Raw genomic sequence first — 15,049 nt, 5'->3', positions numbered from 1 at the left:
AATACTAAACTTAAATCACACATTACATGGATAACATCCTAGATACCGCCAAGAGTTGGCTCTCCGATTTTTTTGATCCTGACGTAAAAAAAGAAGTTCAGTACCTAATTGATAATGATACGGAAGAGCTTAAGGACAGGTTTTATAAGAATATGGAATTTGGCACCGGAGGTATGCGTGGTGTAATGGGTGTAGGTACCAACAGAATAAACAAATACACCCTAGGGAAAAGCACCCAAGGACTCAGTAACTACCTTAAAAAGGTATATTCGGAAGAAGATGAAATTAAAGTCGTTATAGCTTTTGACTGTCGCCATAACAGCGATACACTTGCAAGAACGGTGGCCGAAGTATTTTCTGCCAACGGTATCAAGGTTTTCTTGTTCTCAGAATTGAGGACCACTCCAGAATTATCTTTCGCTGTAAGACATTTAGGTTGCCATGCAGGTATTGTACTCACCGCATCGCACAACCCACCAGAATATAACGGTTATAAAGTATATTGGACAGATGGAGGTCAAATAGTTCCACCACAAGACGGTGAGATTATTGCAGAAATAAACGCCTTAAACTACGAGGACATTAAATTTGACTCCAATAACAATTTAATTCAGGTCATAGATAAAGAGGTAGACGAGGCTTTTATAGAGGCTTCCGTTGCCAACGGCAATTTTAACGCCAAAGGCAAAGACGACTTCAAAATTGTTTTCACGTCACTTCATGGCACCTCTATAACAGCCATCCCAGAGGTATTAAAACGTGCAGGTTATAAAAATGTTACCATAATAGAAGAACAGGCCAAACCAGATGGGGCGTTCCCCACTGTAAAATCGCCCAACCCCGAAGAACCCGAAGCACTCTCTATGGCCGTTAAAAAGGCCGAGGAGATCGGAGCGGACATGGTAGTGGGTACCGACCCCGATAGTGACCGTTTGGGTATTGCCGTTCGAAACATGGACGGAAATATGGAAATAGTCAACGGAAACCAAGCGATGGTTTTAATGACCAAGTTCTTATTGGAAAAAAGAAAAGAAAAAGGATTTAAGGGCAACGAGTTTATTGCAACGACCATAGTATCCACCCCTATGATGGAAGCCATGGCCAAAGCATACGGCGTAGAGTTCAAGACCTCGCTCACAGGGTTTAAATGGATAGGTAAAATGATCAAAGATTTCCCACAGTCCGATTTTATTGGAGGTGGCGAGGAAAGTTTTGGTTACATGGTGGGCGATTTTGTTCGCGATAAAGATGCGGTTACCTCTACCCTACTGGCTTGTGAGATTGCAGCCCAGGCCAAAGCAAACGGAAGTTCTTTCTACAAAGAACTGGTAGCTTGTTATGTAGATTATGGTTGCTATAAAGAACATTTGATATCCATTACAAAAAAAGGAATCAGTGGTGCGGAAGAGATAAAACAAATGCTTAAGGATTTTAAAGAAAATCCTGTAGATACCGTGGCCGGCTCCAAAGTAAAATGGATCGAGGATTACAACACCTCTATCGCTAAAAATGTATTGACAGGCGAAGAGAAAAATATAGATATACCCAAATCCAACGTATTGATATATGAAACAGAAGACGGTACAAGAATAGCCGCCAGACCCAGCGGAACAGAACCTAAGGTCAAGTTTTATATCAGTACCAACACCACTTTGGACAGTGTTGAAAATTACAAAAACGTGTCTGCTCAATTGGATAAAAAAATAAAAAGCATCCTTAGTGAGCTTAATCTAGGTTAATGGAGTATTTTAAAAAAATTCTACGGTTCGCCAAACCGTATAGCAAATACGGCTATTTAAACATCTTCTTTAACATCCTTTATGCTTTGTTCAGCGCATTATCCTTTGCTGCACTTATCCCCATGTTGGACGTTCTTTTCGACAAATCAAAAAAGGTTTTTAAAGAGCCTAGCTATACAGGCATCGGGCACTTAAAAGATTACCTACAAGAGTATATCAACTATAGGGTTACTGCATATTCGGGTGATGATGAAATGAAAGGCCTATTGTTGGTCATAGGTTTGATCCTGGTTCTTTTTCTACTAAAGAACCTCTTTAACTATATGGCCATGTACTTCATTACCTTCTTAAGAAATGGTGTGCTAAAAGACATTAGAAACAAGCTATACCAAAAGGTGATAGAATTGCCCATCTCTTACTATTCGGAAAAAAGAAAAGGAGATATTATAGCACGTATTACTTCAGATGTTTTAGAGATACAACACTCTTTTCTTTCTGTGTTAGAGCTGATCGTACGAGAACCCTTGACCATTTTGTTTACGATTCTAATCATGTTCGGCATAAGCATGAAACTGACTTTGTTCGTGTTTATTTTTATTCCCGTTGCAGGAATGATAATCAGTAGGATCGGAAAATCGTTAAAAAAGAAATCGGATGATGTACAAAGGGAACAAGGTGAATTCTTATCGATTATAGAGGAAACCCTTGGAGGCCTCAGAGTCATAAAAGCGTTTAATTCAGAATCTAGGTTCCAGAAAACATTTACCAACTCTACAAAGCGTTTTTTTAATTTCAGCAACATATTGCTCAACCGACAAAACCTTGCATCTCCTACCGGAGAATTTCTAGGTATTTTGGTAATTGGCACATTACTTTGGTTCGGTGGTAAAATGGTATTGGTGGACCAAACATTGGACGCTTCTTCCTTTATCGCATACATGGGACTGGCCTACAACATATTAACCCCTGCAAAATCAATCAGTAAAGCCTCTTACGGGGTAAAAAAAGGGAATGCGGCAGCAGAGCGTGTACTGGAAGTTTTAGAAACAGAAAACCCTATTTCTGAAATTACCGATCCTGTCGAGAAAAATGGTTTTGATTCGGATATTACCTTAAAGAATATTTCTTTTAAGTACGAAGACGAATATGTTCTTAAAAACTTCAATCTTCAGGTCACCAAAGGAAGTACTGTAGCCCTTGTTGGGCAATCCGGTAGTGGTAAAAGTACCATTGCCAACTTGGTCACCCGATTTTACGATGTTAACGAGGGTGAGATTTCCATTGATGGTGTCGATATAAGGAATATGTCAAAAAAATCGCTTCGAGGCTTAATGGGGCTTGTTACCCAAGACTCTATTCTTTTTAACGACACGGTTAAGAACAATATCGGATTAGGGAAAGAAGATGCCACCGAAGAAGAGATCATAGAAGCGGCCAAAATAGCAAACGCCCATGATTTTATAATGGATCTGCCCGAAGGCTACAATACCAATATCGGTGATAGCGGAAACAAACTTAGCGGAGGCCAAAAACAACGTTTATCCATTGCCAGGGCCGTATTAAAGAATCCGCCCATTATGATATTGGACGAGGCAACATCCGCTCTGGATACCGAAAGCGAAAGACTTGTGCAAGATGCATTGGAAAAAATGATGAAAAACAGAACCTCCATTGTCATTGCCCACCGCCTTTCCACCATTCAAAATGCAGACAATATTATTGTGCTTAAAAAAGGAGAGATCGTAGAACAGGGCACCCATTCTGAACTTTTGGCAAAAAAAGGAACCTACAAGAAACTCGTAGATATGCAAACGTTGGTGTAATATGACCTATGCCACTATTCTTTACAAAACCACTTTATAAAGTAGTTTTTATTTTTATTACCACCACAACATTCTAGCTTACAATGTGTTATATCATATAAAACCTTTTTTGAAATATCTAAAAAAATAAGAAATAAATTGTTAGAATTGGTGTTTTTTTGGTTGATTAAAAACTACCATTAAACCTTTTCCAAAATTGATCGTCTAACAAACAAAACACGTTCCGTTGATTGCAGAGGAAACTTTAGTAAAGGAATTAAAATCAAAAGACACACAGTCACATGCTTTTGAAGTGCTCGTGAGCACTTACAAAGAGCGATTGTATTGGCATGTTCGTAGAATTGTGCTAAACCACGATGATGCGGACGATGTTTTACAGAATACATTTATAAAAGTATTTCGAAATATTGAAGGTTTTAAAGGGGATAGTAAGCTGTTTTCTTGGATGTACAGAATTGCGACCAATGAAGCTCTAAGTTTTTTGAAACAAAAAACCAAAAAGCTTGGTGTCAGTGACATCGATTACCAAGAGAAAATGGTGGAAAATCTGCAGGCCGATGTATACTTCGAAGGAGACGAGATTCAATTAAAGCTTCAGAAAGCCATTGCAAAATTACCCGAAAAGCAAAAACTGGTCTTTAACATGAAATATTATGAAGACTTAAAATATGAAGAAATATCGGAAATTTTAAATACCTCGGTAGGCGGTTTAAAAGCCTCTTATCACTTGGCCATAAAAAAATTAGAAAATTATTTAACCCAAGATTAAACCATTTAAACAATTGACAGTCATAACAATAAGATGAAAAGAAAGAATTTAGATAAAAATCCATTTAGCACTCCAAAAGGTTATTTTGATAACTTTGAGGACAATTTAATGGCCAAACTTTCCAAGGAAACTTCCCGTATTCCAGAAAATACCGGTTTTACCGTTCCTCCATCTTATTTTGATGATTTCCAGTCCAAGCTAAACGCTAAACTTAAGAAAGACACAGAAGTTAAAAACGACAAAAAAGTCAAGGTAATACAATTAAAACCCTATAAAAAGTTTATTGGTATAGCAGCCTCTATTGCCGCACTTGTTCTAATGGCCATAGGTATCGATTGGAATTCTAAAGATGCCATAGAGTTTGCTGATATAGCCAATTCAGATATAGAAAGTTACTTTGAAAACCATGATCTGGACCTCTCTGTTGATGAAATCGCAGAAGTGATTCCTGTAGACGGTATGGAAATATATGATTTTATAGATATTTCAATGAACGAGGAAAACATATTGGATTATCTTAATGAAAATGTTGAAGACATAGAAGAATTAAATATTGAAAACAATGAATAAGCTACTATCACTTGCATTGCTTTTGCTTACGGTTTCCTCTTACTCCCAAGATAAATCGAAAGAAAGAATAAGAACTTTAAAAGTCGCCTTTATAACAGAACGTCTAGATCTTACCCCTGAAGAGGCTCAAGAGTTTTGGCCCGTTTATAATGGCCACGAAGAAAAAAGGGAAGCTCTACGTAAAAAAAAGTGGATTGAACTCAGAAGTAAATTTAAGGATGCCGGGGCTTTATCTGAAAAAGAGGCTCAAAATTTATTGGACAAATACATTAAAATAGAAGAGGAAGAAGAAGAACTTGACAAGGTTTATTTAAAAGAGGTAAGCAAAGTCATATCCGCAAAAAAAACATTGATCCTAATGCGTTCCGAGGATGATTTTAAACGTCAGTTAATAAAACAATACCGGAAAAACAAAGGAGGAAGATAATTTTATTGACGTACAATTATAAAAAGGGCCCTTGAGCCCTTTTTTTTTATATACATTCATTAAACATAGGGCCGAACAGGGGTTGCAATAAAAGTAAACACCATTCCTATTTAATTGAAAACAAGCTTTGATATTCTATTCTTACCAGCTGCATATGCAACTTTATCGTTTAAAAATCGAATCGTATAAAAGCTTTCGTCACTAAGCTGCCTCCAGCTCTTTCCCCCATCGTTAGAATAGGAAATTCCGGTAAAACCAACAGCTACCAAACCTTTTGCCGAAGAACCGGGAACATATTGCACGCAACTCTTATAGACTGGCGGAGCTCCATCGGCCGTAAGCTCCCATTTATACCCCCCGTCGTTTGTAAACATTTTGTTTTTATTGTTTTCTTCTGGTTTTGTATAATCACCTCCAATTGCAAAACCTGTTTTTGCATCATAAAAATCAATAGAATAAATACCCCGTGTTGGCCCGCTATTTTGCATTGGCGTTTCAATAACCTTCCAATGTACGCCCTTATCCCCCGAAAAATAAATACGTCCGGCAGTGGTCGCTAACAATGTACTATCACCAACAATTTCGATATTCGTATTACTTGCGGCAAAAGCACCTTCTTCATCAACGGATGCCGGCAGTACATCGCAAGACAATTTTGACCAAGACTTTCCTCCATCTCTTGTAATAATTATACTTAAGCAACCACCTACAGTATCTCCGACGGCAATACCTTCTTTATCGTTCCAAAATTTCATGGCATCATAAAATACGGTCTCCCCTTCTTCTTTATACACCAAATTCATTCGCCCCTCATCACCCGTCTTGTAAAGTAACGCGGGATTCGCTATCGACAACATAAAAAAATCGGAAGACGTATGGGCTACAGCCCTAAACTCAGGGGTCAAAGAATCATATTGCATTACATTGGTCCGTACCTTTCCACTCAAAACATCAACCGTACCATATATTCCATTACTGCCGGCGAAAGCCAGCGTATTATCGTCCAGAAATTCTATGGCCCTGATACTTACAGAATCTGTATAAACATCATCCACTCTAATTTCTGAAAAAATTAAAGGTTCCTTAGAATTGTTACAAGAGAACAAACAGGTTACAAACAAAAGAAGCATAATTGGTCGCATACGTACAAAATTTCTCAAAAATAAATGGAATCAACTCTAAAACAATACCTTTGCACCCTTAATTTTTTAGAATGAAATTGCACAGAAACTTGGTATTTGCCGTCATAGATGCGTTAAACTTAATTTTTAACGAAGGCGAATATGCTGATAAAGTAGTACAAAAGGTATTAAAATTTGATAAAAGATGGGGAGCCCGAGATCGTGGGTTTATTGCCGAAACCACGTACGAGATGGTTCGCTACAAAAGACTCTACAGTGAAATAGCGGATGTAAAAGCACCGTTTACCCGACCTGATCTTTTTCGCATGTGGGCAGTCTGGGCAGTTTTAAAGGGAATTAATTTACCCGATTGGAAACAAATAGAGCCCACACCAGAAAGACGTATTAAGGGAAAATTCGATGAACTATCAAAAATCAGAAAATATAGGGAAGCAGTTCCCGATTGGATAGATGAGCTATGCGAAAAAGCCTTGGGAGAAAAGCTTTGGACCGCAGAAATAGCTAAATTGAACGAGCCCGCAGAAGTAATTCTACGAACCAACACCTTAAAGACTACCAAAGAAAACCTGAGAAAGGCCTTATTGGATGAAGGTATTGTTACAGAACCCATTAAAGGATATCCACACGCCCTACGGTTACCGGAAAGAGCCAATGTTTTTGTGACCCAAAGTTTTAAAAATGGCTTTTTTGAAGTACAGGATGCTTCCTCTCAACTGGTCGCCGCATTTTTAGACGTGAAACCAGGCCAACGTGTCGTAGACACTTGTGCAGGTGCAGGGGGTAAATCTTTACACCTAGCCGCTTTAATGGAAAACAAGGGACAGTTGATCGCCATGGATATCTACGGTAGCAAACTTAAGGAGTTAAAGCGACGGGCGAGACGTAACGGGGCACACAATATAGAGCCAAGAGAAATTACCTCTACCAAGGTCTTTAAAAAGCTATATGGTAGTGCCGATAGGGTTCTAATAGATGCTCCTTGTACCGGTCTAGGTGTTATTCGCAGAAACCCCGACACCAAATGGAAATTACAACCGGAGTTTTTGGACAAGATCACAAAAACGCAACAAGAAATTCTTCGCAGTTACAGTAAAATCGTAAAACCAGGCGGTAAAGTTGTTTACGCTACCTGTTCTATATTGCCACAAGAAAACAATGATCAAGTAAAATCATTTTTAGCCTCTGAGGAAGGCAACGACTTTTCTTTGATAAAAGAGAAAAAGATCTATGCCTCAAAAAGTGGTTATGATGGATTCTATATGGCACTTTTAGAAAAGAAAGCGTAGCTATTCAATCGAATAGCGGTAATTGCTGAGTATCATCCTTTTTGGCTGTTTTAACACCTGGCATATGCTTTAGGCCCCATTTGTTCATGGCCTGGATCACGGGCAAGAGCGATTTTCCTTTAGAGGTCAGGGAGTACTCCACACGGGGTGGTATTTCAGGAAAAATCTTTCTTTCTAAAATACCCGATTTTTCCATTTCTTTCAGTTGCTTGCTTAGCATTTGCTTATTAATGCCTTCTATATGCTTCATGAGTACCGTAAAACGGTTTATTCCTTTTGAAATACGAAAAATTATAATGGGTTTCCATTTACCTCCGATCGCCTCCATACAGAATGCCACGGGACAAGGATCGGGTTTTGGGTTGTTCTTCGAAGAGGTTTCCTTTTTCATTCTAATAAAATATTACAAGAAAACAAAAATAACGAATACAGTCTATTTTTCATACATAAGCACACCCAAAGCTTAGGTCTAAAAATAAGACTAGCCAATAAAACAACAAAAAACTATTTTTTCAATGTTGGATACTCCTCTCCCCATTGCTCTAGCTAGCTTTCATATTTTGTTTCATCGTAGTAAAATCTAAATCTTACATTTTTAAGTTTTCTTAAATATATCTCTACGCCGTTTTTACAATCTCTTATCTTTGATAGAAACATTCATAGAACACCTCCTCATATGAAAAAAGTAATTTTTTTGTTCATATTATCTCTATTGTTTTCCTGCAATCTGACCAAAGAAAACGGTATCAGTTATAAGGTTGTCAATAATTCGGATACAGAAATCAACAATATTGTACTATCTACGTCTGAAAAAATGGACAGTACGGTTATTAAAACTATTGGTCCTAATAAGGCTGCCAAGGGCTTTTTAACCATGAAAAACACACGCACAGATGGCAGTTACACCCTAACCTTTGACCATTTCGATGGTTCTAAAGAGCATGTACAAGGCGGATATTACACGAACGGGGGCTCTTTGGATAGTTGGATACGCTTTGAAATACAGAAGGACACCGTTTTAATAAAGACCGGTAATTTACCATAAAACACCTTCTTTAAATATCAACAATTACCGTTGAAAACTGTTGATGAACATCTGTATAAATCTAGCATAAAATCGTAATTTTGCATTTTCCATTTTAGATAAAGAACCAAGCTGATATGATTCACTTCTTCGGAGATCTGGCAACAAAGATTTTTGCCGTCCAAACTACTAAAGAAATTACTTCTCAAGACGAACAAAAACTTATGTGGTTGTTTGGGAATCAACCAAAAATAAACGCGGCGTCTCTAGACGCCTTTTTTGTTGGACCAAGAGCGGCCATGATTACCCCGTGGAGTACCAATGCCGTAGAAATTACCCAAAACATGGGTATAGCAGGTATTATCAGAATTGAGGAGTTTAACGCGGTAACGGACAGTTTCAATGATTTTGACCCGATGCTTTTTCAGAAATTCAATGGATTGGGCCAAGATATATTTACCGTAGACGTACAGCCCGAGCCCGTTTTGGAAATTGACGATATAGCTGCCTATAACATTCAAGAAGGCTTGGCCTTGAGCGATGAGGAAGTGGATTACCTTAAAGGGCTATCCGATAAAATGGGACGAAAACTGACCGATTCGGAAGTTTTTGGCTTTAGTCAGGTGAACTCAGAACATTGTAGACACAAAATATTCAACGGTACCTTTGTTGTAGACGGCAAAGAAATGCCTTCCAGTCTTTTTAAACTGATCAAAAGAACATCTCAGGAAAACAAGAACGATATTGTATCTGCATATAAGGACAATGTAGCCTTTTTAAAAGGCCCTAAAGTGGTTCAATTCGCTCCAAAATCGGCCGACAAGCCCGATTTTTATGAAGAAAAAGAATTTGAGTCCGTAATCTCACTGAAAGCCGAAACGCATAACTTTCCAACAACCGTAGAACCTTTTAATGGTGCCGCCACAGGTTCGGGAGGTGAAATCAGAGATAGGCTAGCCGGTGGAAAAGGCTCTTTACCCTTAGCGGGAACAGCGGTTTACATGACAGCCCTATCAAGATTGGAAAAAGAAAGACCTTGGGAACAAGGTATGGCAGAAAGGGAATGGTTATACCAGACCCCTATGGATATCCTGATAAAGGCATCTAACGGAGCCTCCGATTTCGGAAACAAATTTGGCCAACCCTTGATTTCTGGCTCAGTACTTACATTCGAACACGATGAAAATGTTTCTGTTAGTGGTGCCGAACCCAGAAAATTGGGTTACGACAAGGTAATAATGCAAGCCGGTGGTATCGGTTACGGAAAAATAGACCAAGCCATAAAAGAAACTCCGGAAAAAGGAGACAAAATAGTAATTCTTGGTGGCGATAATTATAGAATAGGAATGGGCGGAGCCGCCGTTTCCAGTGCAGATACAGGAGAATTTAGTTCTGCAATAGAGTTGAATGCCATACAGCGTTCTAACCCCGAAATGCAAAAAAGGGCAGCGAATGCTATAAGGGGAATGGTAGAGGGAGACAAAAATTCTATTGTTTCCATACATGATCATGGAGCTGGAGGTCACTTGAACTGTTTGTCTGAGTTGGTGGAAGAAACAGGTGGTAAAATCGACTTGGACAAATTACCGGTAGGCGACCCTACCCTATCGGCCAAAGAAATTATAGGAAACGAATCGCAAGAACGTATGGGCTTGGTAATTGGCGACGAAGGTGCTAATCTTTTAAAACGAATTGCGGATCGTGAACGTTCTCCTATGTACGAGGTCGGAGACGTCACCGGGGACGATCGTTTTACCTTCGAATCGAAAACCACCGGGGAAAAACCGATGGATGTTCAATTAAGCGACATTTTTGGTAGTTCGCCAAAAACCATCATGCAAGACAATTCGGTATCCAGAACATATTCGAACCCCGAATATTCCTTAGAGTTTTTCCATGATTATTTAGAACAGGTACTACAACTAGAGGCCGTAGCGTGTAAAGATTGGCTTACGAATAAGGTAGATCGTTGTGTCGGAGGCCGTGTTGCCAAGCAACAATGTGCCGGCCCGTTGCAACTACCTCTGAACAACGTAGGTGTAATGGCGCTGGATTTTAAAGGCAAGGAAGGCATTGCCACAAGCATAGGCCACTCCCCTATTTCCGGATTAATAGACCCTTCGGCAGGTAGCAAAAACAGTATTGCGGAAGCCCTTACAAACATAATATGGGCTCCTTTAAAAGATGGCCTAAAATCAGTGTCCCTTTCCGCGAACTGGATGTGGCCATGTAAAAACGAAGGCGAAGATGCCAGGTTATATGCGGCCGTAAAAGCTGTTTCCGAATTTTCGATAGCCCTAGGTATCAATGTACCTACAGGAAAGGATTCTCTTTCCATGAAACAGAAATATAAAAACGAAGAGGTTATCGCCCCGGGAACCGTAGTTATTTCAGCTGCCGGAAACTGTAACAATATCAACAATGTAATAGAACCTGTTTTACAAAAAGACGGAGGCTCTATCTATTACATAAACCTTTCAAAAGATACCTTTAAACTAGGTGGCTCTTCTTTTTCACAAGTAAGAAATGCCATTGGAAACGAAGCCCCTACCATAAAAGACGACGCGTATTTTAAAAAGGCCTTTGATGCGATCCAAACTTCAATTAAAAAAGGGCAAGTAGCTGCTGGTCATGATGTTGCGTCTGGAGGATTGATCACCACTTTATTGGAACTATGTTTTGCCGATATTGATTTGGGCGCAAAATTGGACCTATCGGGATTGGGTGAAAACGATACCATAAAATTATTGTTTTCAGAAAACGCCGGTATCGTAGTACAGGCAAAAGACGATCATTTTGAACAAGATATGACCGCTGCCGGAATAGAGGCCATAAAAATAGGAAATGTTGTTTCCGATGCCACTTTGACCGTTAAAAACGGGGGAATGGAAATGGGGCTTAATATCGCCTCTTTACGAGATACATGGTATAAAACTTCTTTCCTTTTAGATAATAAGCAGACGGCTAACGACCTTGCAAAGGATAGATATGACAACTATAAAAAGCAATCTTTAAACTATAATTTTCCGACTACGGACAAGATCAACCTTCCAAACCGTACTCAGAAAGAAACCCCAAAAAGACCAAAAGCGGCCATTTTAAGGGAAAAAGGAAGTAATTCTGAAAGAGAAATGGCTAATGCCATGTATTTGGCAGGTTTTGATGTTAAAGACGTACACATGACCGATCTTATCTCTGGACGTGAAACCTTGGAAGACATTCAGTTTTTAGGTGCCGTAGGCGGTTTCTCTAATTCAGATGTATTGGGAAGTGCCAAAGGTTGGGCCGGTGCTATAAAGTATAACGAAAAAGCCAATAAAGTCATTAAGGACTTTTTTGCGAGACCGGATACCCTTTCTGTAGGGATCTGTAATGGCTGTCAGCTGTTTATGGAACTGGATTTAATAAATCCGGAACATGATACGCATGGAAAAATGACGTATAACGATTCACATAAACACGAGAGTAACTTTACATCCGTTAAAATACAGAAGAACAATTCTATAATGCTCTCTTCTTTAGAAGGTGCGACCTTGGGTGTTTGGATCTCTCACGGGGAAGGCAAATTTAAATTGCCGAAATCAGAGAGCGACTATAACATAGTTGCCAAATATGGATACGAAGGTTATCCCGCAAATCCTAACGGCAGTGATTTTAACACGGCGATGCTTTGCGATAGAACGGGAAGGCACTTGGTTACCATGCCACATATAGAACGTTCTATCTTTCCTTGGAATTGGGCTTATTACCCCTCTGATAGAAATGATGAAGTTTCACCATGGCTAGAAGCATTTACAAATGCAAGGGAATGGATTTTAAATAGGTAATTCTATAAAATTTCCTGTTTAAGACATAAACTTCTTTCTTCTGCCAAAAGTGTATTTTGAAATGATATTCATAATCCACAAATTAACACTGTAAGGAGAAAAGAAACACTTGTTCAGGAATAAGATCTTTTTACAAAAGATCTTATTCCAACTATATTTCATTCCAAAATTTTAATAAAATCCAAATAAAAACATTTTCAGTCCCGTTCCTGCCATCGATTCTAAAAATAAGACCCATAACACGTTCAACAACAAATTATTGCACCAAAACAACAAAGGCACTCTCAACAGAAAGAGCTTCCTTTCAATTATAGAATATCCAATCTACCCCTATTAAATTTATTAATACAATTTTAAAGTACCGAGTTCTTTCATTATTTTGCAATAAAGTTTTTAGAATCCAAGTATGCAAAAAGTTACCCGTCTATTCGATTTTCCGTATTACCAACTGAAAAACTTTCCTTTGGAAAAAGCTTTGGTTACCAAATATGACGGAAAGTGGATAGCAACTTCAACCGAAGAGTATATCAAAAAAGCTAACGCAATAAGTCGTGGACTACTAAGGCTTGGTGTAAAACCAAACGATAAAATAGCCATAATTTCATTGACGAACCGCACCGAATGGAATATAATGGATATTGGAGTATTACAATTAGGAGCGCAGACCGTTCCTATCTATCCTACCATTTCGGAAGAGGACTACGAATATATATTGAACCATTCGGAAGCTAAATATTGCTTTGTCTCCTGTGATGAAGTACTGGCAAAGGTCAATGCCATTAAGCCAAACCTAAAACACCTTACAAAAATCTATAGTTTCAATTCGGTTGAGAACTGTGATAATTGGCAGACGATTCTTGATATGGGAGAAGATGAATCCAATCAGCCCGAAGTAGAAAAATTAAAGGAAATGGTTACCCCTGACCAATTGGCCACACTTATCTATACCTCTGGTACGACCGGTAGGCCCAAAGGGGTAATGCTGTCACATGACAATATTGTATCTAATGTAGTCGCCAGTAAATTGCGCGTTCCTTTTGACCAAGGGGCAAGCGCCTTGAGCTTTCTTCCCGTATGCCATATTTTTGAACGTATGATCTTGTATCTCTACCAATATTGCAGCATCCAAATTCATTTTGCAGAGGGACTCGACAAAATCAGCGACAACCTAAAAGAGGTAAAACCCAATGTTATGACCGTTGTACCCAGACTGTTGGAAAAAGTCTACGACGCCATAATAGCCAAAGGAAGCGACCTAACAGGTATTAAGAAAAAATTGTTCTTTTGGGCCGTTAGTATAGGATTGAAATTTGAGCCTTATGGAGCAAATGGCTGGTGGTACGAAAAGCGATTGGGCATAGCAAGAAAACTAATCTTCAGTAAATGGAAAGATGGATTGGGTGGAAACCTAACCACCATGGTATCGGGCAGTGCTGCATTACAAACAAGGCTCGCTAGAGTTTTCGGAGCTGCGGGCATACCCGTTATGGAAGGTTACGGCCTTACCGAAACCTCTCCTGTAATTGCCGTAAACCAAGAAGAAGGCAAAGGCTGGAAAATTGGGACCGTCGGTAAGATTATAGATAAGGTAGAAGTAAAAATAGCCGATGACGGTGAAATTCTGTGTAAAGGTCCAAACGTAATGCTAGGCTATTACAAAGACCCTGAAAAAACGAAAGAGGTATTAAAAGACGGATATTTTCATACAGGTGATATCGGCGAAATAGATTCTGAAGGTTTCTTAAAGATTACCGACCGTAAAAAAGAAATGTTTAAAACCTCTGGAGGTAAATACGTAGCTCCACAAATTTTAGAAAACCGGTTTAAACAATCTCGCTTTATCGAAGAATTAATGGTCGTCGGTGAAGGAGAAAAAATGCCTGCAGCCCTTATACAGCCAGATTTTAAATTCTTGGGCGATTGGGCTACGCAAAAAGGAATTTCTTTCACGAGTAACGAAGATTTGATATCCAATCCTAAAGTATTGGAAAGATACCAAGAAGAAGTAGATTTGGCCAATGAGCAATTTGCAAGATGGGAAAAAGTAAAACAGTTCCGCCTAACTCCTGACACATGGAGCATCGATGCTGGTCACCTTACCCCTACCATGAAGCTCAAAAGAAAAATAGTCAAAGAAAAATACATAGACCTTTATAACGACATTTATGGCCATTAACAAAATCATGACCCCACCACTAACCAGGGGTTGTGATTATTTGGTATGTTAAAAAAGGGGCTTTATTCGTCCGTATTTTCATCTGTTTCGGCCACATGTCCTTATCGGTAGTTTGCACCATATACACCTTATTTTCCATCTGGTGCCAATATTTCTATTATTGTTAAAAAGTATATTTTTTCCCATACACATTATATTATCCTCAATATACATTGCAATAATTTTTCATAAATGTTATTGAACGCTTAATCTCCCACTCGGCAACA

At 38.9% G+C, this 15,049-nt stretch carries 11 protein-coding genes; 9 read left to right on the top strand and 2 right to left on the bottom strand.

The genetic code is table 11. The annotated features are described in order from the left end of the window. Nucleotides 1-26: 26 nt before the first annotated feature. The 5 genes from J8L85_RS10230 (at nt 27) to J8L85_RS10210 (ending at nt 5,328) form a co-directional block, all read left to right on the top strand. The gene (locus J8L85_RS10230; RefSeq protein WP_211016970.1) at nt 27-1,739 is read left to right on the top strand and encodes a phospho-sugar mutase; all 1,713 of its coding nucleotides are present in this window, start codon (nt 27-29) and stop codon (nt 1,737-1,739) included. Then, nucleotides 1,739-3,562 (top strand): ABC transporter ATP-binding protein, encoded by a 1,824-nt coding sequence (locus tag J8L85_RS10225; protein ID WP_211016968.1) that lies wholly within the window; start codon nt 1,739-1,741, stop codon nt 3,560-3,562. Before J8L85_RS10230 ends, J8L85_RS10225 begins: the two co-directional genes overlap by 1 nt. A 226-nt stretch (nt 3,563-3,788) precedes the next feature. Next, on the top strand, nt 3,789-4,331 hold the full coding sequence (locus J8L85_RS10220) for an RNA polymerase sigma factor (protein WP_211016966.1): 543 nt from the start codon (nt 3,789-3,791) through the stop codon (nt 4,329-4,331). 33 nt (nt 4,332-4,364) lie between these two features. Beyond that, complete coding sequence (locus tag J8L85_RS10215; protein ID WP_211016964.1) at nt 4,365-4,901, top strand: hypothetical protein; 537 nt, start codon at nt 4,365-4,367, stop codon at nt 4,899-4,901. After that, complete coding sequence (locus J8L85_RS10210) at nt 4,894-5,328, top strand: hypothetical protein (RefSeq protein WP_211016962.1); 435 nt, start codon at nt 4,894-4,896, stop codon at nt 5,326-5,328. The genes J8L85_RS10215 and J8L85_RS10210 overlap by 8 nt, the downstream gene beginning before the upstream one ends. Before the next feature lie 110 nt (nt 5,329-5,438). On the opposite strand, the gene J8L85_RS10205 is transcribed toward J8L85_RS10210, so the two are convergent. Beyond that, nucleotides 5,439-6,470, bottom strand: coding sequence for an oxidoreductase (locus J8L85_RS10205; protein WP_211016959.1), 1,032 nt, complete (start codon nt 6,468-6,470; stop codon nt 5,439-5,441). Between the two features lie 71 nt (nt 6,471-6,541). Between J8L85_RS10205 and J8L85_RS10200 the strand changes: the two genes are divergently transcribed. Further along, entirely contained in the window at nt 6,542-7,756 is a 1,215-nt protein-coding gene (locus J8L85_RS10200; RefSeq protein ID WP_211016958.1) for a methyltransferase domain-containing protein, read from the top strand. A gap of 4 nt (nt 7,757-7,760) precedes the next feature. Here J8L85_RS10200 and J8L85_RS10195 read toward each other — a convergent pair whose 3' ends face one another. Beyond that, on the bottom strand, nt 7,761-8,147 hold the full coding sequence (locus J8L85_RS10195; protein WP_211016956.1) for a helix-turn-helix domain-containing protein: 387 nt from the start codon (nt 8,145-8,147) through the stop codon (nt 7,761-7,763). 285 nt (nt 8,148-8,432) lie between these two features. Here J8L85_RS10195 and J8L85_RS10190 point away from each other — a divergent pair, with 285 nt between their 5' ends. The 3 genes from J8L85_RS10190 (at nt 8,433) to J8L85_RS10180 (ending at nt 14,783) form a co-directional block, all read left to right on the top strand. Continuing rightward, nucleotides 8,433-8,801, top strand: coding sequence for a hypothetical protein (locus tag J8L85_RS10190; RefSeq protein ID WP_211016954.1), 369 nt, complete (start codon nt 8,433-8,435; stop codon nt 8,799-8,801). 116 nt (nt 8,802-8,917) lie between these two features. Beyond that, a complete protein-coding gene (gene purL, locus J8L85_RS10185) occupies nt 8,918-12,607 on the top strand; it encodes a phosphoribosylformylglycinamidine synthase (RefSeq protein WP_211016952.1) in 3,690 nt (1,229 codons plus the stop codon). A gap of 406 nt (nt 12,608-13,013) precedes the next feature. Further along, on the top strand, nt 13,014-14,783 hold the full coding sequence (locus J8L85_RS10180) for an AMP-dependent synthetase/ligase (RefSeq protein WP_211016950.1): 1,770 nt from the start codon (nt 13,014-13,016) through the stop codon (nt 14,781-14,783). Nucleotides 14,784-15,049: the final 266 nt, after the last annotated feature.

The sequence above is a fragment of the Maribacter sp. MMG018 genome (assembly GCF_018100785.1).
Classification (GTDB): Bacteria; Bacteroidota; Bacteroidia; order Flavobacteriales; family Flavobacteriaceae; genus Maribacter.
Note: the sequence above shows the minus strand (reverse complement) of the source record. Positions and strands in the feature narration are given on the sequence as shown.

Bases quoted from the DNA above. Each gene is read 5' to 3' on its own strand.
- J8L85_RS10205 (WP_211016959.1), bottom strand. From the start codon at position 6,470: ATGCGACCAATTATGCTTCTTTTGTTTGTAACCTGTTTGTTCTCTTGT.
- J8L85_RS10210 (WP_211016962.1), top strand. From the start codon at position 4,894: ATGAATAAGCTACTATCACTTGCATTGCTTTTGCTTACGGTTTCCTCT.
- J8L85_RS10215 (WP_211016964.1), top strand. From the start codon at position 4,365: ATGAAAAGAAAGAATTTAGATAAAAATCCATTTAGCACTCCAAAAGGT.
- J8L85_RS10180 (WP_211016950.1), top strand. From the start codon at position 13,014: ATGCAAAAAGTTACCCGTCTATTCGATTTTCCGTATTACCAACTGAAA.
- purL (WP_211016952.1), top strand. From the start codon at position 8,918: ATGATTCACTTCTTCGGAGATCTGGCAACAAAGATTTTTGCCGTCCAA.
- J8L85_RS10200 (WP_211016958.1), top strand. From the start codon at position 6,542: ATGAAATTGCACAGAAACTTGGTATTTGCCGTCATAGATGCGTTAAAC.
- J8L85_RS10225 (WP_211016968.1), top strand. From the start codon at position 1,739: ATGGAGTATTTTAAAAAAATTCTACGGTTCGCCAAACCGTATAGCAAA.
- J8L85_RS10230 (WP_211016970.1), top strand. From the start codon at position 27: ATGGATAACATCCTAGATACCGCCAAGAGTTGGCTCTCCGATTTTTTT.
- J8L85_RS10195 (WP_211016956.1), bottom strand. From the start codon at position 8,147: ATGAAAAAGGAAACCTCTTCGAAGAACAACCCAAAACCCGATCCTTGT.
- J8L85_RS10190 (WP_211016954.1), top strand. From the start codon at position 8,433: ATGAAAAAAGTAATTTTTTTGTTCATATTATCTCTATTGTTTTCCTGC.